General features: G+C 70.9%; 19 protein-coding genes and 1 riboswitch. Of the genes, 10 read left to right on the top strand and 9 right to left on the bottom strand.

All coding sequences use genetic code 11. The annotated features are described in order from the left end of the window. The 4 genes from ACFQVC_RS03445 to pssA all read left to right on the top strand — a co-directional run bounded on the left by ACFQVC_RS03445 (position 1) and on the right by pssA (position 3400). On the top strand, positions 1-525 hold the full coding sequence (locus tag ACFQVC_RS03445) for a MaoC family dehydratase (RefSeq protein WP_381826225.1): 525 nt from the start codon (positions 1-3) through the stop codon (positions 523-525). A gap of 2 nt (positions 526-527) precedes the next feature. Beyond that, positions 528-1733, top strand: a complete 1206-nt coding sequence (locus tag ACFQVC_RS03440) for an acyl-CoA dehydrogenase family protein (RefSeq protein WP_381826223.1) — start codon at positions 528-530, stop codon at positions 1731-1733. Between the two features lie 172 nt (positions 1734-1905). Continuing rightward, the gene (locus ACFQVC_RS03435) at positions 1906-2562 is read left to right on the top strand and encodes a phosphatidylserine decarboxylase (protein ID WP_381826221.1); all 657 of its coding nucleotides are present in this window, start codon (positions 1906-1908) and stop codon (positions 2560-2562) included. Next, positions 2549-3400: a CDP-diacylglycerol--serine O-phosphatidyltransferase gene (gene pssA / locus ACFQVC_RS03430; RefSeq protein WP_381826219.1), complete on the top strand. Its 852-nt coding sequence runs from the start codon at positions 2549-2551 to the stop codon at positions 3398-3400. Before ACFQVC_RS03435 ends, pssA begins: the two co-directional genes overlap by 14 nt. A gap of 108 nt (positions 3401-3508) precedes the next feature. Here pssA and ACFQVC_RS03425 read toward each other — a convergent pair whose 3' ends face one another. The 5 genes from ACFQVC_RS03425 to ACFQVC_RS03405 are packed head-to-tail and all read right to left on the bottom strand — an operon-like array spanning position 3509 to position 8519. After that, a complete protein-coding gene (locus ACFQVC_RS03425) occupies positions 3509-4780 on the bottom strand; it encodes an ABC transporter substrate-binding protein (protein ID WP_381826217.1) in 1272 nt (423 codons plus the stop codon). After that, positions 4777-5898 carry a branched-chain amino acid ABC transporter permease gene (locus ACFQVC_RS03420; protein WP_381826215.1) on the bottom strand — a complete coding sequence of 374 codons (1122 nt, stop codon included), beginning with the start codon at positions 5896-5898 and terminating at the stop codon, positions 4777-4779. The genes ACFQVC_RS03425 and ACFQVC_RS03420 overlap by 4 nt, the downstream gene beginning before the upstream one ends. After that, on the bottom strand, positions 5891-6781 hold the full coding sequence (locus tag ACFQVC_RS03415; RefSeq protein WP_381826213.1) for a branched-chain amino acid ABC transporter permease: 891 nt from the start codon (positions 6779-6781) through the stop codon (positions 5891-5893). The genes ACFQVC_RS03420 and ACFQVC_RS03415 overlap by 8 nt, the downstream gene beginning before the upstream one ends. Then, complete coding sequence (locus ACFQVC_RS03410; RefSeq protein WP_381826211.1) at positions 6778-7707, bottom strand: ABC transporter ATP-binding protein; 930 nt, start codon at positions 7705-7707, stop codon at positions 6778-6780. The genes ACFQVC_RS03415 and ACFQVC_RS03410 overlap by 4 nt, the downstream gene beginning before the upstream one ends. Positions 7708-7712: 5 nt before the next feature. After that, entirely contained in the window at positions 7713-8519 is an 807-nt protein-coding gene (locus tag ACFQVC_RS03405) for an ABC transporter ATP-binding protein (protein WP_381826209.1), read from the bottom strand. Between the two features lie 204 nt (positions 8520-8723). On the opposite strand from ACFQVC_RS03405, the gene ACFQVC_RS03400 reads away from it, so the two are divergent. Continuing rightward, complete coding sequence (locus tag ACFQVC_RS03400) at positions 8724-9923, top strand: PucR family transcriptional regulator (protein ID WP_381826207.1); 1200 nt, start codon at positions 8724-8726, stop codon at positions 9921-9923. Between the two features lie 138 nt (positions 9924-10061). On the opposite strand, the gene ACFQVC_RS03395 is transcribed toward ACFQVC_RS03400, so the two are convergent. Then, a complete protein-coding gene (locus tag ACFQVC_RS03395; protein ID WP_381826205.1) occupies positions 10062-11234 on the bottom strand; it encodes a glycerate kinase in 1173 nt (390 codons plus the stop codon). A 156-nt stretch (positions 11235-11390) separates the two neighbouring features. Here ACFQVC_RS03395 and ACFQVC_RS03390 point away from each other — a divergent pair, with 156 nt between their 5' ends. The 5 genes from ACFQVC_RS03390 (at position 11391) to ACFQVC_RS03370 (ending at position 15072) form a co-directional block, all read left to right on the top strand. Next, positions 11391-13082, top strand: coding sequence for a BCCT family transporter (locus ACFQVC_RS03390; protein ID WP_381826203.1), 1692 nt, complete (start codon positions 11391-11393; stop codon positions 13080-13082). A gap of 28 nt (positions 13083-13110) precedes the next feature. Beyond that, complete coding sequence (locus ACFQVC_RS03385; RefSeq protein WP_381826201.1) at positions 13111-13326, top strand: hypothetical protein; 216 nt, start codon at positions 13111-13113, stop codon at positions 13324-13326. A 38-nt stretch (positions 13327-13364) separates the two neighbouring features. Beyond that, a complete protein-coding gene (locus ACFQVC_RS03380) occupies positions 13365-13853 on the top strand; it encodes an NUDIX domain-containing protein (protein WP_381826199.1) in 489 nt (162 codons plus the stop codon). Between the two features lie 132 nt (positions 13854-13985). Beyond that, positions 13986-14261, top strand: a complete 276-nt coding sequence (locus tag ACFQVC_RS03375; RefSeq protein WP_381826197.1) for a hypothetical protein — start codon at positions 13986-13988, stop codon at positions 14259-14261. A 79-nt stretch (positions 14262-14340) separates the two neighbouring features. Next, entirely contained in the window at positions 14341-15072 is a 732-nt protein-coding gene (locus tag ACFQVC_RS03370) for a Sir2 family NAD-dependent protein deacetylase (protein ID WP_381826195.1), read from the top strand. Between the two features lie 52 nt (positions 15073-15124). On the opposite strand, the gene ACFQVC_RS03365 is transcribed toward ACFQVC_RS03370, so the two are convergent. The 3 genes from ACFQVC_RS03365 to ACFQVC_RS03355 are packed head-to-tail and all read right to left on the bottom strand — an operon-like array spanning position 15125 to position 17913. Then, entirely contained in the window at positions 15125-15835 is a 711-nt protein-coding gene (locus ACFQVC_RS03365) for a hypothetical protein (protein ID WP_381826193.1), read from the bottom strand. Between the two features lie 55 nt (positions 15836-15890). Next, positions 15891-16394 carry a methylated-DNA--[protein]-cysteine S-methyltransferase gene (locus tag ACFQVC_RS03360; RefSeq protein ID WP_381826191.1) on the bottom strand — a complete coding sequence of 168 codons (504 nt, stop codon included), beginning with the start codon at positions 16392-16394 and terminating at the stop codon, positions 15891-15893. 10 nt (positions 16395-16404) lie between these two features. Next, complete coding sequence (locus ACFQVC_RS03355; RefSeq protein ID WP_381826189.1) at positions 16405-17913, bottom strand: AlkA N-terminal domain-containing protein; 1509 nt, start codon at positions 17911-17913, stop codon at positions 16405-16407. A gap of 110 nt (positions 17914-18023) precedes the next feature. After that, a riboswitch (cobalamin riboswitch) is annotated at positions 18024-18251 on the top strand. The last annotated feature ends 34 nt before the right edge of the window (positions 18252-18285 follow it).

The raw sequence follows: 18285 nt of genomic DNA, 5'->3' as shown, positions 1-18285 counted from the left end.
ATGCAATTCGGCCGCACCTACGAAGAGTTCGAAGTCGGCGCCGTGTACAAGCACTGGCCGGGGAAGACGGTCACGGAGTACGACGACCACCTCTTCTGTCTCCTGACGATGAACCACCACCCGCTCCACATGGACGCCAACTACGCGGAGCAGACGACCGACTTCGGCAAGAACGTCGTCGTCGGGAACTACATCTACTCGCTGCTCCTCGGCATGTCCGTGCCGGACGTCTCCGGCAAGGCCATCGCGAACCTGGAGGTCGAGTCGCTGAAGCATGTGGCGCCGACCTTCCACGGCGACACCATCTACGGCGAGACGACGGTCCTCGACAAGACCCCCTCCAGGTCGAAGAACGACCGCGGCATCGTCTACGTGGAGACCAAGGGCTACAAGCAGGACGGCACCCTCGTCTGTGTCTTCCGCCGCAAGGTCATGGTGCCCACCGAGACGTACATCAAGGAACGCGGCGGCGAGCAGCCCGGCCGCCCGGAGCTGACCGAGCCCACGAAGAAGGCGGAGAAGTAGCGATGAGCCGACTCGCCCAGACCCACGGCCTGACCGATGTGCAGCAGGAAATCCTGTCCACGGTGCGGGACTTCGTGGACAAGGAGATCATTCCGGTCGCGACCGAGCTTGAACACCGCGACGAGTACCCGACGCAGATCGTCGAAGGCCTCAAGGAACTCGGCCTGTTCGGCCTGATGATCCCCGAGGAGTACGGCGGCCTGGGCGAGTCGCTGCTCACCTACGCACTGTGCGTCGAGGAGATCGCGCGCGGCTGGATGTCGGTCTCCGGCATCATCAACACGCACTTCATCGTGGCGTACATGCTCAAGCAGCACGGCACGCAGGAGCAGAAGGACACGTTCCTGCCGCGGATGGCGCTCGGCGAGGTGCGCGGCGCGTTCTCGATGTCGGAGCCCGGCCTGGGCTCGGATGTGTCGGCGATCACATCGAAGGGCGTCAAGGACGGCGACGAGTACGTCCTCAACGGCCAGAAGATGTGGTTGACGAACGGCGGTACGTCGACTCTGGTGGCCGTTCTGTGCCGGAGTGACGAAGGCCACCCCGAGGGCACGGCCCCGCACAAGTCGATGACGACCTTCCTGGTCGAGAAGGAGCCCGGCTTCGGCGAGGTCCGCCCCGGTCTCACCATCCCGGGCAAGATCGACAAGATGGGTTACAAGGGTGTCGACACCACTGAACTCATCATGGACAACCTACGTATTCCGGCCAATCGCGTGCTCGGCGGGACCACCGGCCGAGGGTTTTACCAAATGATGGACGGCGTCGAGGTCGGGCGCGTGAATGTAGCGGCACGTGGCTGCGGGGTCGCACAGCGTGCTTTCGAATTGGGTGTCGGTTATGCCCAACAACGCCACACTTTCGGCAAGGCAATCGCCCAGCACCAGGCGATTCAGTTCAAGCTGGCCGAGATGGCTACCAAGGTAGAGGCCGCCCATGCGATGATGGTCAATGCAGCACGCAAAAAGGACTCCGGGGAGCGTAACGACCTCGAAGCAGGGATGGCGAAGTACCTCGCGTCCGAATACTGCAAAGAAGTCGTGGAGGACGCGTTCCGTATCCATGGTGGCTACGGGTTCTCGAAGGAGTATGAGATCGAGCGCCTCTACCGTGAGGCACCGATGCTGCTGATCGGCGAAGGTACCGCCGAGATCCAGAAAATGATCATTGGTCGTCGACTGCTCGAAGAGTATCGACTCCAGGGCTGAAAGTCCCTTTTTGGGGTGTTTTCTTCAGGAGGAAGATCACACCCCGTCAACACTCTTCGACGGCCGACTCGGCTTCCTGGCTTGCCCAGTTGCGGCTCGCAACCGATAGCATCCCCGGAAAAGCCGCCGTCCCCCGTCATATGCGCGGCATCATCCGCTACGAAGGTCATCCATGCCCCACAGCCAAACCTCTGCACCACGCGGCAGCCTCGCCGGCGTACGCCTTGCGCGCGGAGCATCGCCGTGGCTCCTGCCGACCGTCGCCACCGCGGCCCTCAGTCTGGCCCGTTCGCGTCGCTCCGGCGCCGCGAAGGCCGTCGCCGTGCCCGCAACCGCTCTTGCGGCGGGCATGCTGTGGTTCTTCCGCGACCCCGAGCGCGACATCGCTCAGGGCCGGGTCATCTCCCCGGCCGACGGAGTGGTGCAGAGCATCATGCCGTGGAAGGACGGACGCACTCGCGTCGCGATCTTCATGAGCCCGCTGAACGTCCACGTCAACCGCGCGCCCCTCGCGGGCACGGTGACGTCCGTGAAGCACATCCCCGGCGGGTTCGTCCCGGCGTTCAACAAGGAGAGCGAGAACAACGAGCGCGTTGTCTGGCACTTCGACACCGAGCTCGGCGACATCGAGATGGTGCAGATCGCGGGCGCCGTGGCCCGGCGCATCGTGCCCTACATCCCGCAGGGCACGAAGGTGGAGCAGGGCGAGCGGATTGGTCTGATCCGCTTCGGCTCACGCGTCGACATCTACCTCCCGGAGGGGGTCGACGTGGACGTCGAGGTCGGTCAGAAGACCGTGGCTGGGGTGACTCGAATTGACCGTGATTGATCCTGATACACAGGCCGGCTGGGTGCCGGAGGCCGATGAGGACGACGACGCGGAGGACATGCCGCTGTCACTGCGCCTCTCAATAGCGGACACCCTCACCCTGGGCAACGCCACCTGCGGCTTCATGGCCGTGTACTTCACGACCACCGGCATCCTCATCCCGAACCTCACGGGTGACGAGTCGGGCATGGCCCGCAACAGCGCGGCCACGGCCGTGATCCTGATGCTGTGCGCGGCGGTCTTCGACCTGTTCGACGGCCTCGTCGCGCGCAAGCTGCGCAGCTCGCCGATGGGTGCGGAGCTGGACAACCTCTCCGACCTGATCAGCTTCGGCCTGGCGCCGGCGTACTTCGTGCTCGTCTACGGCATGGTCGCCGACGGCGCGCACGAGCGGGTGGCGGCGGTGGGCGCCGTCGTGGTGCTGTTGGCGGTGGTGCTGCGGCTTGCGAGATTCTCCTGCGTCACCGTGAAGGACGGCACCTTCCAGGGCATGCCCTCGCCGTTCGGAGCGCTGACCGTGGTCTCGATCGTGCTTCTTGAGCTGCCGTTCGTGGCGACGCTGATGGCGATCATCGGCACCGCCTGGCTGATGGTCAGCCGGGTCGAGTACCCGAAGCCCCGTGGCCGCCTCGCGGTGGCCATGCTGTCGTGGATCGTGCTGAGCATAGGGCTGCTCGCGGCCTGGGCCTTCGACGCCCCCGGCGGCCAGCTGCTGCTGCAGACGGGCTGTGCGCTGCAGCTGGTGCTCGGTGCGGTGATCCCGCTGTTCGCGACGGCCCGCCGCGTGAACAACTTCCGGGACAACCGGCGCGAGGCACGGGCGGCGCAGCTGCCGTAGCGGTCTTCCCACGTGACGAAGGGGCCGGAACCCTGAGGGTTCCGGCCCCTTCGCGTGCCCTGTGCCGCCTGCAGCTTCACATGCCCCGTGCCGCCTGGCGCGCGGTCGTCAGTCGCGCTTGTACGCCTGTGCCGCCTCGGACGCCTCGCCCTCCCGCACCACCGACGAGCCGCCCTTGGCGCCCTTGTCCGGGCGGATGATGACGCTCTCCAGGGAGGAGGGCGCCTTGGGGTCGGTGAAGTTCTGGGGGCCGAAGCCGCTGTCGTAGTCGGACATCGTCAGGAGGGCCTTGTCGACGCCCTCACGGGTCAGGTCCTTGTCCTTGCAGGCCCGCTCCAGCGCTTGACCGAAGGCGGACGCCGCGGTCCAGCCCGCGACGACGCCGTTGTCCAGGGCGTCCTTCGGATAGGCCTTCGCATAGGCGGCGGCGAGCTTCTTGGGGCCCTCGGCGTCCGCGCCGATGGGCAGCGCGGGTGTCGCGACGTAGTACATCTTCTCCAGGGCCGGTCCCGCCTGGGTGGCGAGCAGCTGGGGCGCGAAGGCCGAGTTGTTGCCGATGACCGGGACGCGGAAGCCGCCGGCCGCCGCGACGCCGACCAGGGAGGCCGCCTGGCGCGGGCCCGCGCTGATCACCACCGCCTTGACGCCCGCCTTCTTCAGGGCGGCCACCTGCGCGGACATATCGTTGTCGGTCGGCTTGATCTTCTGCTCGACGATGGTCAGGCCCGACTCCTCGGCCATGTGCCGCGAGCCGGCGAGGGAGTTCTCGCCGTAGTCGCCCTCGAAGTAGACATGGCCCAGCTTGTCGCCCTTCTTCAGGCCCTTCTCCTTCATCAGGAAGTCGATCGCGTTGATCGTCTCGATGTCGTACGTGGAGCCGAGGACGCGGATGTACGGGCTGCCGAGCAGCGACGCGGACCAGGCCTGCGGGATCACCAGGGCCTTGTCCTGGGAGTCGATGCGCTGCTTGACCGCGGCGACGAAGGGCGAGCCGATGAACTGGGCGAAGCCGAGCACCTTCGGTTCGAGCTCGGTGTACGCGGCGATGGCCTTCTGCGGATCGTAACCGTGGTCGCGCACAGTCAGCTCGAGCTTGCGGCCGCAGATGCCGCCCTCGGCGTTGGTCTGCTTCACATAGAGCCGCTGAGCCTGGGTGACGCTCTTGCCGAGGGTGGCGTACACCCCGGTCATGTCGGTGAGCACACCGAGCGTGATCTTCTTGTCGGAGACGCCGTCACCGGTCTTCACTCCCCCGGCACCCGCCTTGCCGTCCCCGCCGGAGTTCTTCGCCTTGCCGCTGCAGGCCGATGTGGCGCCGAGCGCGAGCAGCGCGGCGAGCACGGTTGCGGTCGCCCGGAACCGTGCGGTGTGTGAAGTCATTGTTCCTCCCCTTGAGTTGCCTGTCTTGAGGTGCTGCGCCGGGCGGCGAGCCTGACCAGGCCGCCGGGCAGGAAGAGCACGACCGCCACGACCGCGGCGCCGTAGAGATAGCGGGACGCCTCGCCGGGGGCGACGCCGCCGGTGCCGGGGGCCGAGACCAGGGGCAGGGCATCGCTGTAGCGGGTCAGGAGCTGTGGGAGCAGGGACACGAAGACCGCGCCCACCACGGCGCCCGCGACCGAGCCGAGGCCACCGATGACGATCATGGCGAGGTACTCCAGGGAGAGGACCATGCCGAAGTAGTCGGGGACGGTGCGCTGGAAGACCAGGGCGAGCAGCACGCCCGCGAGGCCCGCGTACATCGAGGAGAGCACGAACACCCCGGCCCGGTAGCGCGCCACCGGTACGCCCATCACGCCCGCGGCGATGCGGTGGTCGCGGATGGCGTTCATGGCCCGCCCGGGGCGGCCGCGCAGGACGCCGCGGGCGAACAGCGCGCAGCCCACGAGCAGCACGAGCCCGGCGTACCAGAGCTTCTCGGCCGCCCCGAACGGCACGGCCGCGACGACGAGTTCGCTCTCGTCGAAGGTCAGGCCGAACAGGCTGAGGGGCGGTACGTCACGGCCGTTGAAGCCGCCGGTCAGATCGTGGGCGTTGAACAGGACGTGCTGGCCGATGAAGATCAGGGCGAGCGTGGCGATGCCGAGGTAGGCGCCGCGGAGGCGGCCCGCGATGGGGCTGAACAGACCGCCCGCTAGGCCCGCGAGGGCGACCGCGCCGACGGCGGCGAGCCAGGTGGGCAGGCCGAGGCCGGTCAGCCGGTCGCTGCCGTCGCCTGCGAGGGCGCAGTAGCCGTAGGCGCCGACGGCGAGGAAGAAGGCGTGCCCCATGGAGAGCTGGCCGGTGGCGCCGGTGAGCAGGTTGATACCGATGGCGCCGACCGCGGCGGCCATGGCGAAGAGCCCGGCCTGCAGCCAGAAGCGGTCGAGATAGAAGGGCAGGGCGAGCAGCAGGAACGCGCCGGCGAACCAGACGTAGGCCTTCGGGCGTGCGGCCCACCGGGGGCGCCGCGGGCCCGTCGTGTCCTTGGCCTCTCGGCGGACGAGTACGTCAGACACGGGCGAGCTCCTTCGTGCCGAAGAGGCCAGAGGGGCGTACCAGGAGGATGGCGACCATGACCAGATAGGGCGCGAGGTCGCCGAGGCCACGGCCCATGAAGGTCAGATCGCTCTGGTAGCCGGTGGCCAGGGACTCGGTGACACCGACGATCACGCCGCCGACCAGGGCTCCGGTGGTGGAGTCGAGGCCGCCGAGAATCGCCGCGGGGAAGGCCTTCAGGGCGGCGAGCGAGGTGGAGCGATCGAGGCCGGGGGTCGGGAAGACGGTGAGGAACAGGGCGGCCACGGCGGCGAGTCCGCCCGCCACCGCCCAGGCGCCGAGCGAGACCCGGGTGAGGCGTACTCCCATCAGGGCGGCGGTCTCGGCGCTCTCGGCGGCGGCCCGCATCGCCACCCCCCAGGAGGTGTGCCGGAAGGCGAGCAGGAAGGCGGTGATGAGCAGTCCCGCGGCGATGAGCGCGGCGATCCGGGTCTCGGCGATGGTGACGGAGCCGACGGTGACGACGGCATCGCCCCAGGGGTCGCCCACGGTGAGGACGTCCGTGCCGATACGGCGGGTCAGGTCGGTGAGCAGGAGGATGTCGACGCCGATGGTGACGATGGCGAGGACGCTGTGGTCCCGGCCGCGGTAGCGGCGCATCACCAGGAACTCCACGGCCGCGCCGACCAGGGCGGCGCCCGCGATCCCGGCGACGAGCGCGGGCCAGAAGCCGATGTCGTCGTGCAGGACGGCGGTGAGATAGCCGCCGGCGAGCAGAAGTGAGGCATGGGCGAAGTTGACCACCTCGGTGGCCCGGAAGATCACTACGAAGCCGAGGGCGATCAGGGCGTAGACGGAGCCCAATGAGACGCCGTTCAGGAGGAGTTCGGCGAAGGTGCTCATGAGGTGGCCTCCTCGTCGTTGCCGGGGTCGCCGAGGTAGGCGCGTACGACTGCGGGATCGTTCTGTACGTCGGTGGGGGCGCCGTCGGCGATCCGGCGGCCGAAGTCGAGGACCGTGACGGAGTCGGCGAGGCGCATGACCACGCCCATGTCGTGTTCGACCAGGACGATGGAGATGCCGAGGCTGTCACGGACCCCGGCGATGACGGCCGAGGTGCGGCGCCGTTCATCGGCGGTCATGCCGGCCACGGGCTCGTCGAGAAGCAGCAGCTTGGGCTCCATGCACAGGGCTCGGGCGAGTTCGGCGAGCTTCTGCTGCCCGTACGGCAACGAGCCCGCCGGCTGGTCGAGTTGACGCTCCAGGCCGACGAACGCGGCGATCTCGCGGACGCGTTCACGGTGCCTGGCCTCCTCGCGGATCGCTGACGGCAGCCGGAGCCCGGCGGCGACGAAGCCGCTGCGGGTCAGGCTGTGGCGGCCGAGGAGCAGGCTGTCGGCGACGGTGGCGCGCGGCGGCAGGGCGAGGTTCTGGAAGGTACGGGCGACACCGAGCGCGGCGATGCGGTGCGGCGGCAGTCCTGTCAGCTCGCGCTCGCCGAAGCGGACGCTGCCCGACGTGGCCCGGTAGACCCCTGAAAGGACGTTGAAGCAGGTGGACTTGCCCGCGCCGTTGGGCCCGATGACGGCATGCACGGAGGCGGGCCGCACGGTGAAGTCGACAGCGTCGAGGGCGGTGAGGCCGGCGAAGCGGACGGTCAGCTCGCGGACGGTGAGGGCGGGCACGCCGGTGCTGCCGGGGGTGTCGGCGGGAGCGGCCGTGTCCAGGGTGCCGGTCCTGTCCGCGCCGCCGTGGCTGTCCGCGCTGCCGTGGTCGTCCGCGCTGCCGTGGTCGTCCGCGCTGCCGTGGTTGTCTGCGGTGGGCGCCATGGTGCTCACCCCTTCCACCGGGTCAGGGACGGGTGCGAGGCCGCGGCGCCGCTCGCGTCGGCGGCGGCCGTCTCGTCGACGACACCCAGATAGCGGCGGCGCACCTCGTCGGACGCGGCCAGTTCGTCGGCCGGCCCCGACAAGGTCACCTCGCCCACTTCCAGGACGTACGCGCGGGACGCGAGCCGCAGCGCGAGTGCGGCGTTCTGCTCGACCAGGAGCACCGAGGTGCCCTGGGCGTTGATCTCGCGGACGGTGTCGGCGATCCGGGCGGCCATCATCGGGGCGAGGCCGAGCGAGGGCTCGTCGAGGAGCAGCAGCCGGGGCGCGGCCATCAGGGCGCGGCCGACCGCCAGCATCTGCTGCTCACCGCCGGACAGCAGCCCGGCGCGCTGCTGTGCGCGCTCGGCGAGCACGGGGAACAGCTCGTGGACACGGCGCAGGGCGGCGGACCGCGCTCCCCGGTCGCCGCGCGCCCCGAGCGCGCCCGCCCGCAGGTTGTCCTCGACCGTCATGCGTGCGAACACCTGGCGCCCTTCGGGTACTTGGGAGACACCGGCGGCCACGACCCGGTCGGGGGTACGGCCTTCGAGGGGACGTCCCGCGAAGGCCACGGAACCGGCGGTGACGGCGCCGCCGTGGAAGGACAGAGTGCGGGAAATGGCCCGCAGCAGCGTCGACTTGCCCGCGCCGTTGCTGCCGAGCACGGTGACGACGGCGCCCTCCGGCACTTCCAGCGTGACCTCGCGCAGTGCGCGCACCGGCCCGTAGCCGACCGACAGCTGCCGTACGTCGAGTGCGGCACCTCCCATGACTCCCCTTCCCTGAGGGCCTGCGGTGGCGCCCACCGGTGGCCTGCGGTGGCGCTCACCCCAGCACCGACCAGTCGGTACGTCTATGCGGCACCGTCGAATCGCTGCCGGTGACCAGCGGGCCGGGCAGCGTGTTGTGCACGCGCACAACACCGCCTGTCAGGGCTCTGCCGCGAACCGCGAAGGGGTGGCATCCTCCGCCTCATGGCCGAGCGCAGACCCCGCACGAGGCGTGACTGGAAGCTGCTCGCGGAGACCTGCGGCACGCTGCTCGAACGGCTGCCGGAACTGGTCGACGAGTATCTGCGCAGACTTGCCGCGCACTCCGCCACGTATGGACGTGTCATTCCCTACGACCAGCACTGGCAGGAGGCCGAGGAGGCGATCAGGATCGGGATCGAGGCGATCCGGTCGCCGCGTGCCGCACCGCGCCGCGACCTGCTGCACGCCGAGCTGCTCGGCCGCCGCCGGGCCCAACAGGGGCTGCCGCTCGACCTGTTGGTGCACGCCTACCGGCAGGCGGGCCAGCTGGTGTGGGAGACCCTGATGGAGACGGCGACGGCCAAGGAGCCGGAGCGCCTCGCGGTCCTGATGCAGTCGGCGACGATGGTGTGGTCGGCCGTCGACGAGGAGGCGGACACGGTGGCCGAGGCGTACCGGGCCACGGAGCTCGAACTGCGCCGGCGCACCGACGAACGCCTGCAGGCGCTGCTCGACGCCCTCCTCGACGGACGCCGCGAGCCGGAGCTCACCTCACGGGCGGCCGCGGGCCTCGATCTGCCGGAGCACGGGCGGTACGCGGTGGTCGTCCTGCGGGTGGAGCGGCGCGACGGGCGCGAACCGTTCCACCGGCTGATCCAGGGGGCCGGGGTGCGGTTCGTCTGGCGGATGCGCACGGACTACGAAGTGGGCGTCGCCGCGCTCGCGGAGGACACCGGGCTCGACGCGCTCGCGGAGCTGCTCGACGGGCGCTGCCCGGGGCCCGGCGGCATCAGCCCGGTCGTGACGGGCCTCGGCCGCCTCGGTCAGGCCCGCCGCCTCGCCGAACTGGCCCTGCGCACCTGCCCGCCGGACGCGACGGGGATCGTACGTCTTGACCGGCGGATGCCCACGGCCCTGGTGGTGAGCCAGCCGGAGCTGGCCCGCCTCCTGGTCTCCGATGTCTTCGACCCGCTCCTGGAACTCGACCCGGCGGACCGTGCGGTGCTGCTCGAAACGCTGGAGGCGTGGCTGGCCTGCGAGGGCTCGGCGGGGCGCGCCGCCGGACGCCTCTACTGCCACCGCAACACGGTCTTCAACCGCCTGCGCAGACTGGAGCAGCTGACGTCCCGCTCCCTGTCACGGCCCCGGGACCTGACGGAGATGACCCTTGCGCTCGACGCTCACCGCTTGACTCAAGGGTGAGGTTGTTGCGCGGGGACGAGTGAGGTGGCCGCGGTTCACCGCACCGTGAATCGCCCTTCGGGCTCGTCCTCGAACGCCGGACAGGCTGACAACTGGACCAGCCCGTCCGGCGTTGCACCCGAAAGCCGCGGGAGAACCTCAGATCAGCCGCTCACGCGCGATCACCTCGGCCACCGCCTCCAGAATCGGACCGGCGTCCGCGATGCACTTCTGCACATCCGGCTCAACGGAAGTCAGCGGATAGGCCCGGCTGATCCCGGCCTTTTCCAGTGCTTCCTGCGACAGCGCCAGACGGCCGCAGACCGCCACGACTTCGACGCCGGCCGCGCGGGCCGCCGCCGCGACGCCCGCGGGCGCCTTGCCGTGCAGGGTCTGCTCGTCGAGGGAGCCCTCACCGGTGATCACCAGGTCGGCCCGCTCCAGGGCCGGGGCGAAGCCCAGGACGTCCAGCATCACGTCGATACCGGGACGGAAGCGCGCGCCGAGGGCGACGAGCGCGCCGTAGCCGATGCCGCCCGCCGCACCGGCGCCGGGGGCCTTCGCGTGCTCGGCGGCCTCGGGCCCGGCCGTCTTCTCCAGGACGACGGCGAAGTGGGCGAGTGCCGCGTCCAGGGTCGCCACGTCCTCCTCGGACGCGCCCTTCTGCGGGCCGTAGACCGCCGGGGCGCCCTTGGGGCCGGTCAGCGGGTTGTCGACATCGCTGGCGAGGATCAGGTCGACCTCGGCGAAACGGGGGTCGATGCCGGACAGGTCGGCGCTCACCAGCTCGCGCAGTGGGCCGCCGCCGGGCGCGACGGGCTCGCCGTCCTCGTCCAGGAACGTGGCGCCGAGCGCGGCCAGCATGCCGGCGCCGCCGTCGGTCGTGGCGCTGCCGCCGACGCCGAAGACGATGGTGCGCGCGCCCGCGTCGAGGGCCGCGCGAAGGAGCTCGCCCGAGCCGTAGGTGGTGGCGGTGAGGGGGGCGAAGACACCCTCGGGGAGCAGCTGGAGGCCCGAGGCCTCGGCCATCTCCACGACCGCGGTGTCACCGCGCAGCGCGTACGCCGCCGTGACCTCGGTGCCGACAGGTCCTGTCACCGTCACCTCGCGGCGCTCGAAGCCGCCCGCGACCGCCGCCGCGACCGTGCCGTCGCCGCCGTCGGCCACCGGCAGGGCCTCGACCCGGACCTCGGGGTCGACCCGGCGCAGTCCTGCCGTCACCCGCTCCGCGACCTGCACGGCCGTGAGCGAGCCCTTGAATTTGTCCGCGGCTATCAGCACACGTCGCGCCTGTGCACGTCCCGTCGCCGCCGTCGCTGCAGCGTCCGCCACCTTGGATCCCCTTGCTTTCCGGGCCTTGCTCACGTCAAGGCAGTCGCGCCGCTGCGACCATAACCTCACCAGGTACTCCGTGCCCATGGCCGCCCTCACGTCGAGACGGCGTGCCCCCCGGATGAAACCGGCCATACACCCCCATAGTGGGACAGCATGAGCACGGAAGTCATCGATCAGTCACCCGCACCCGACCCGCCCGCTCCGAGCGGCGACGACGCACCCGATTACCTGCTGGTCGGCATCGGGGTGGCCGCGGTCCTCGGCGTCGTCGGCTGGGCCGCGCTCGGCAAGAAGTCCTTCAGCAGCGTCTCGGACACCGCCCTCGCCTGGGTCCTGGACAACTTCGCCTGGCTCTTCGTCATCGCCGCGGACGTCTTCCTCGTCCTGTGCCTCCTCATCGCCTTCAGCCGCTTCGGGCGGATCAGGCTGGGCCGGGACGACTCGGAACCGGAGTTCAACAACCTCGCGTGGATCGCGATGATGTTCAGCGCGGGCATGGGCATCGGGCTCATGTTCTACGGCGTCGGCGAACCGCTGCAGCACTACCTCTCGCCGCCCCCGATGACCGGCGCCACGGGTCAGTCCGGTGACGCCGCGAACATCGCGCTCCAGTACTCCTTCTTCCACTGGACGCTGACACCGTGGGCGATCTACGGCATCGCGGGCCTGGCCCTCGCCTACGCCGGGTTCCGCAAGGGCCGCGGCAACCGGCTCAGCTCGGCCTTCGTACCGCTCATGGGCGAGCGGCGAGCGGCCGGCTGGCCGGGCCGGATCATCGATCTGCTCGCCGTGTTCGCCACGGTCTTCGGCACCGCCACCAGCCTCGGCCTCGGCGCCCTCCAGGTCTCCAAGGGGCTGCACCTCACGGCGGGCGTCGACGACACCAAGACGCTCCAGCTGATCATCATCGTGGCACTCGGCGCCGCGTTCGTGGTCTCGGCCTTCTCCGGTCTGCACCGGGGCGTCAAGTGGCTGAGCACGCTCAACATCGTGCTCGCCGCCGTCCTGATGGCCTTCGTCTTCATCCTCGGCCCCACCGTCTACATCCTGGACGCGATCCCCGAGAGCGTCGGCGGCTATGTGCACTGGCTGATCCCGATGGCCACCCGCGCGGGCTCCTTCAGCGACAGCGGCTGGCTCGGCGCCTGGACGATCTTCTACTGGGCCTGGTGGCTCTCCTGGGCGCCGTTCGTCGGCACGTTCATCGCCCGTATCTCGCACGGCCGGACCATCCGTGAGTTCCTCATCGGCGTCCTCCTGGTGCCCAGCTCCGCCACGGTCGTCTGGTTCTGCGTGATGGGCGGCACCGGCATCCGGCTCGACGAGACCGGCAAGGTCGACATGGCGGGCAAGATGAAGGAAGGCGTGGAGGCCTCCCTGTTCGGCATGCTGGACGGGCTGCCCATCGGCACGGTCACGTCCTGGGTGGCGATGCTGCTCGTCATGACGTACTTCGTGACCAGCGCCGACTCGGCGTCCCTGGTGATGGGTTCGCTGACCAGCAGGGGCGCCCTGCACCCGAAGACCTGGCTGGTCGTCGCCTGGGGCGTGCTGATGGGCGCGGTCGCCGCGGTGCTGCTCGTGGCGGGCGGCCTGGACTCGCTCAAGACGGCGACGATCCTGGTGGCCCTGCCGTTCGTGCTCGTGATGCTGACGCTCTGCTGGTCCCTCTACAAGGAGCTGCGCGACGATCCCGGCGCCGGTCCCGCCCGGCACCAGGCGCTGCACGGCCTGCGGGACGCGGTCAAGGCGATGGTCGGCGACGCGATCACCGAGCAGGGCGCACCGACCCGTCACCACCGGCTGCGGCGGATCGTGAAGTCCCGCAGCCAGGACGAGGAATGACCCGGTACCCGCCCGGCAGGGAGTGTGTATGAAGCGCCGTACGACCGTGCTGACCGCCGCCGTCATCGGCGCCCTGTCCGCCACCGCGCCCGCCCACGCCGCCGCCGGTCCCGACCCGATCGTGCGCACCGGTGACATCGATGTGCTCGAGGACGTCCTGGAGCACATCAGTGTCCCGGTCGGCGAGGGCGGGCGCGCGGTGCACCAGCTGTACGGCTCCTCCCGTGGCACGGCCGGGGACTGAACCGGACCGCGTCCCGCCCACCGCCTAAGCTCGGCGGGATGACTCTCGACTACGCCTCCTACATCGCAGGCCTGCCCAAAATCCTCGCCGGCGCCGCCGTGCTCTTCCGTGACGGCGAGGGCCGGGTGCTGATCCTGGAGCCCAACTACCGGTCCGGCTGGGCCCTTCCGGGCGGCACCATCGAGTCGGACGAAGGCGAGACCCCGCGCGAGGCGGCCCGCCGGGAGACCAAGGAGGAGATCGGTCTCGACGCGGTGCCGGGGCCGCTGCTCGCGATCGACTGGGTCTCCGGTGCGGACCGGCCGCCCATCGCGGCCTATCTGTACGACGGTGGCGTTCTGGCGCCGGAGCAGCTGGACGCGATCGTGCTGCAGGAGGAGGAGCTGGACTCCTGGCGCCTGGTGCCGGTCGCCGAACTCGACGCGTACGGACCGCCGTGGCTGGTCCGCCGTGTGACGGCGGCCCTGGCCGCGCTCGAGGCGGGCCGCGGCCCGGTGGAGCTGGTGGACGGCTACCGCGCGGGGTGAGGGCCGCCGCGCGGGGTGACGGCCGCCGCGCAGAGTGACGGCCGCCGCGCAGGGTGGGACCGTCCGGCGAGAGGTGCTGGAAACGGCGGAAAGTGCAGGCACCCCTGGCCGCGGCATGCGGTAGGAACCAGGATGGTGAGCGGGAGGCCGGTCCTCGGCAGCCCCGGGGAGGGGAGCGCGATGCACTGCTTCGACTGCGCGAAGGACAAGCGGGTGGTGGTGGCCCTCGCGGTGTGCCGGCACTGTGGCGCGGCGGTATGCGAACAGCACGCGCGCGTGGCGGAGGTCGCCGCGCAGCGCCCGGCGGGCCTGGCACCGGGCGTACCGGTGCGGGCGACCCGCCTCATGACCTGCGGGGTGTGCCGCGAGCCCGAGCGTCCGGGCGGCCGGGTGACGCACGCGACGTGACGCGACGCGAGGCGACGGGCCCGCCGCCGCAGGGGATTTACGCTCGCACCGCGCGGGGACGGCTGCGTACCCTCGCGCCATGACCAAGCAGCCCCTCGTCGCGATCCTCAGTGGTGCCGGTGTCTCCACGGACTCCGGCATCCCCGACTACCGCGGCCCGCAAGGGCTTTGGCGACGCGATCCCGAGGCGCAGAAGCTTGTCGAGTACGACTCCTATGTCTCGGACCCGGAGATCCGCCGCCGCTCCTGGCAGATGCGGCGCGCGAACCGCACGCTGCAGGCCGAGCCGAACGCCGCGCACCGCGCGGTGGCGGACCTCGAGCGGGCCGGGGTGCCGGTGCGGGTCATCACGCAGAACGTCGACGGGCTGCACCAGCTCGCCGGGCTGCCCGCCCGCAAGGTGCTCGAACTGCACGGCACCGCACGGTCGGTGGTGTGCGTGACCTGCGCGGCCGGCTCGTCCATGGCGGACGCCCTGGCACGGGTCGAGGCCGGCGAGAGCGATCCGGCGTGCCTGGAGTGCGGCGGCATCCTCAAGTCGGCGACCGTGATGTTCGGCGAGCGGCTCGACCCGGCGGTGCTCGGCGAGGCGATGGCCGTCGCCAGGGCCTGCGAGCTGTTCATCGCGGTCGGTACGAGTCTGCAGGTGCAGCCCGCGGCGTCCCTCGCCGGACTGGCGGCGGAGCACGGGGCGCGGCTGATCATCGTCAACGCGGAGGAGACTCCGTACGACGATCTCGCCGCGGAAGTCGTCCGCGAGCCGATCGGCACGGCGCTGCCCGCGCTCCTCGCCCGGATCGCGGGCTCCTGATCCCTGCCCCCTGATCCCTGCCCTCTGCCCTCTGCCCTCTGCCCTCTGAGCCTCAGAACTTCAGGTCGTCGTCCCAGGACGTGCCGAACACCCCGTCGTGGCTCTCGAGGAGGGCGACGAGTCCTGCCGCCACGCGCGGGTCCAGAGCGTGCTCGGACACCTTGAGGTGGGGGCTGTCCCAGTCGAGCTCCGTCCGCCCGTCGCGCCGCCACTTCATGCGGCGTGGCATCCGCGCGACATCGCCGTGGCCCCCGAGGAAGGACAGGACGATGATGGAGAGCTGAATCGGGGAGATCAGCCACCAGACGAACCACCAGACGGGGTGGCCCTTGCCGCCGCTGAGTTCCGCGGCGCCGTGCTGCATCACCGTCCAGCGCGTTCTGATCCCCTTGGTCAGGGCCCTGTCGCGGACGACGGTCGCCAGCGGTTCCTGTGCCGCGCCGAGCACCTCGTACGCCACCGCCTTGCCCTCTGCCGACTGCCGCGTGACGACATGGGCGTAGACCTGCTGCCGGTATGGGTCGGCCCACAGAGTGAAGGCGCGGAACCCGGAACGGCGTGCCTTGCGGTACTCCTTCACGCCACCGGGCGGCAGGACGCGTTCGGGATAGGCGAGGGCGGCGGCCGTCCGGCGGTCTTCGGGGGCGTCCACGGGGGCTGCCTGTATCGCCCGGGTCACCCGGCCGTCGGGCTCCGGCCGTTGCTGCTTCTTGCTCGCCGGGCCCGTTGTGACCGTTGTCCGCAGCCATACCCTCGTGGCCATGGTCCGCCTTCCCACCGTGACGTGTACATGTGCCAGGCGGACCTTACCCTCCTGCTCAGAACAGGCCCGCCGCGGCCCTTTCCGCTCCTTCGGACTCCAACAGCCGCTGCTTGCGGTCGAGTCCGCCGCCGTATCCGGTGAGGCTGCCGTCGGCGCCCACGACGCGGTGGCAGGGCACGATGATGCCGACCGGATTCTTGCCGTTGGCCAGGCCCACGGCGCGGGAGGCGCCCGGTTTGCCGATTTCGGCGGCGAGTTCGCCGTACGTACGCCGCTCTCCGTAGGGGATACGCAGGAGTCCGGCCCACACCTCGCGCTGGAAGGGGGTTCCTTCCAGGTGCAGCGGCAGGTCGAACACGGTGCGCTCGCCCGCGAAGTAGGCCGTCAGCTGGCGGATCACCTCGTCGAAGGGCGGGTCGTGCGGGTCGGCGCGCTCGCCGAAGGACTCATCGGCCGGGCGGTGGCGCTGCCCGGCCATGTAGAGGCCGGACAGGACGCCGTCGGTGGCGACCAGGGTGAGCGGGCCGTACGGGCTGTCGGTGACGGTGTGCCGTTTCATGGCAACTCCCTTATGCGGGCAGGTGGTTGATGGGATGGTCGTCCGTGGCCCACAGATACTGGACCGCATAGGCCCGCCACGGCCGCCAGGCCGCCGCTCGCGCGGTGAGCGCGGCGGGTGTGGACGGCAGACCGAGGCCCTGCGCGGCCCTGCGGACACCGAGGTCGGTGGGCAGGAACGCGTCCGGGTCGCCGAGGGCGCGCATCGCGATGACGTCGACCGTCCAGGGCCCGAAGCCCGGCAGATCCCGCAGCCGGGCGCGGGCCTCGTCGCGGTCGCTCTCGACGCCCAGTTTCAGGGTGCCGTCGGCGAGTCGGCCGACCAGGGTGGTCAGCGTGGTGCGGCGGCTGCGGGGCAGCGCCAGGGACTCCGGGTCGAGCGCGGCGAGCGCCTCGGGGGCCGGGAAGAGATGGGTGAGGCCGCCTTCGGGGTCGGCCACGGGTTCGCCGTGGGCGAGGACGAGGCGGGCGGCGTGGGTACGGGCCGCGGCCGTCGAGACCTGCTGGCCGAGCACCGCGCGTACCGCGAACTCCGCCTCGTCGACGGTACGCGGCACCCGGCGGCCCGGCGCCTTGTCGACCAGCGGGGCGAGCAGTTCGTCGGTGCGCAGCTGTTCGTCGACGGCGACCGGGTCGGCGTCGAGGTCCAGCATGCGGCGGCAGCGGCTGATCGCCACGGTCAGATCGCGCTGGTCGGTCAGGGCCAGTCGGCAGCCGATGTGGTCGGCGGCCGGAGTGAGGGCGACGACGCCATGGCCGTAGGGCAGCCGCAGGGTGCGGCGGTAGGCGCCGTCGCGCCACTCCTCCACGCCGGGCACGGCCGTGGCGGCCAGATGCCCGAAGAGGTTGTCGGGGTTGAGGGGGGCACGGAACGGAAGGCGCAGGGTCAGCACGCCCGGGGCGGCCGCCCCAGTGGTGTCCCGGCCACTCTTGCCGGCGTGCCCGGCATGCCCGGCGCGCGCGGCGCGGGTGCGCAGGTCGCCGGGGGCCAGCGCGTACACCTCGCGGACCGTGTCGTTGAAGGTGCGGATCGAGGCGAAGCCGGCGGCGAACGCGACGTCCGCCATGGGCAGTCCGGTGGTCTCGATCAGGATCCGGGCGGTCTGCGCTCGCTGCGCGCGGGCCAGGGCGAGCGGCCCCGCACCCAGCTCGGCGAGCAGCTGCCGCTCGATCTGCCGGGTGCTGTAGCCGAGCCGCGCGGCCAGACCCGTGACCCCCTCGCGGTCCACCACGCCGTCGCCGATCAGCCGCATCGCGCGGGCCACCGTGTCGGCCCGGTGATTCCACTGCGGCGAGCCGGGTGTGGTGTCGGGGCGGCACCGCTTGCAGGCCCGGAAACCGGCCTGCTGGCAGGCCGCGGCGCTCGGGTAGAAGCGCATGTTGGCCGGCTTGGGCGGCACCACCGGGCAGCTGGGACGGCAGTAGATCCCGGTCGTCACGACCGCGGTGAAGAAGACCCCGTCGAAGCGGGCGTCCTTGGACTGAACGGCGCGTACACAGCTCTCGGTGTCGGTGTGCATACGTCAAGCTTCGCCCACTGCTCCCGCACCGGCTGGCGGGAATCCGACATGAACCTTCCGCTGCCAGGAACTGCCCGACCGCCCGCGCATACGTCCGCCCTGCGTGCCCTAGGCTGACCGCTGCAGCTGGTTCGCCCTGTCCGCCAGACAGGCGCGTCGCAAGAGGGAACCCGGTGGGAATCCGGGACTGCCCCGCAGCGGTGAGCGGGAACGACCGCCGTCATACGCACTGGGTCCATGAGTCAGGACCCGGGAAGCGACGGCCAGTAGGGGCCGCGTCCCGACAGGGATGTGGCGTGCCCGTGAGTCCGAAGACCTGCCATCTGCCCGTGCGCGACCGCGCACGGCTTCTCGGTGACCTCGAGGGCGGGT

This window comes from Streptomyces monticola, assembly GCF_042665355.1.
Lineage (GTDB): Bacteria > Actinomycetota > Actinomycetes > Streptomycetales > Streptomycetaceae > Streptomyces > Streptomyces monticola.
This window is presented reverse-complemented; position numbering and strand designations above follow the sequence as displayed.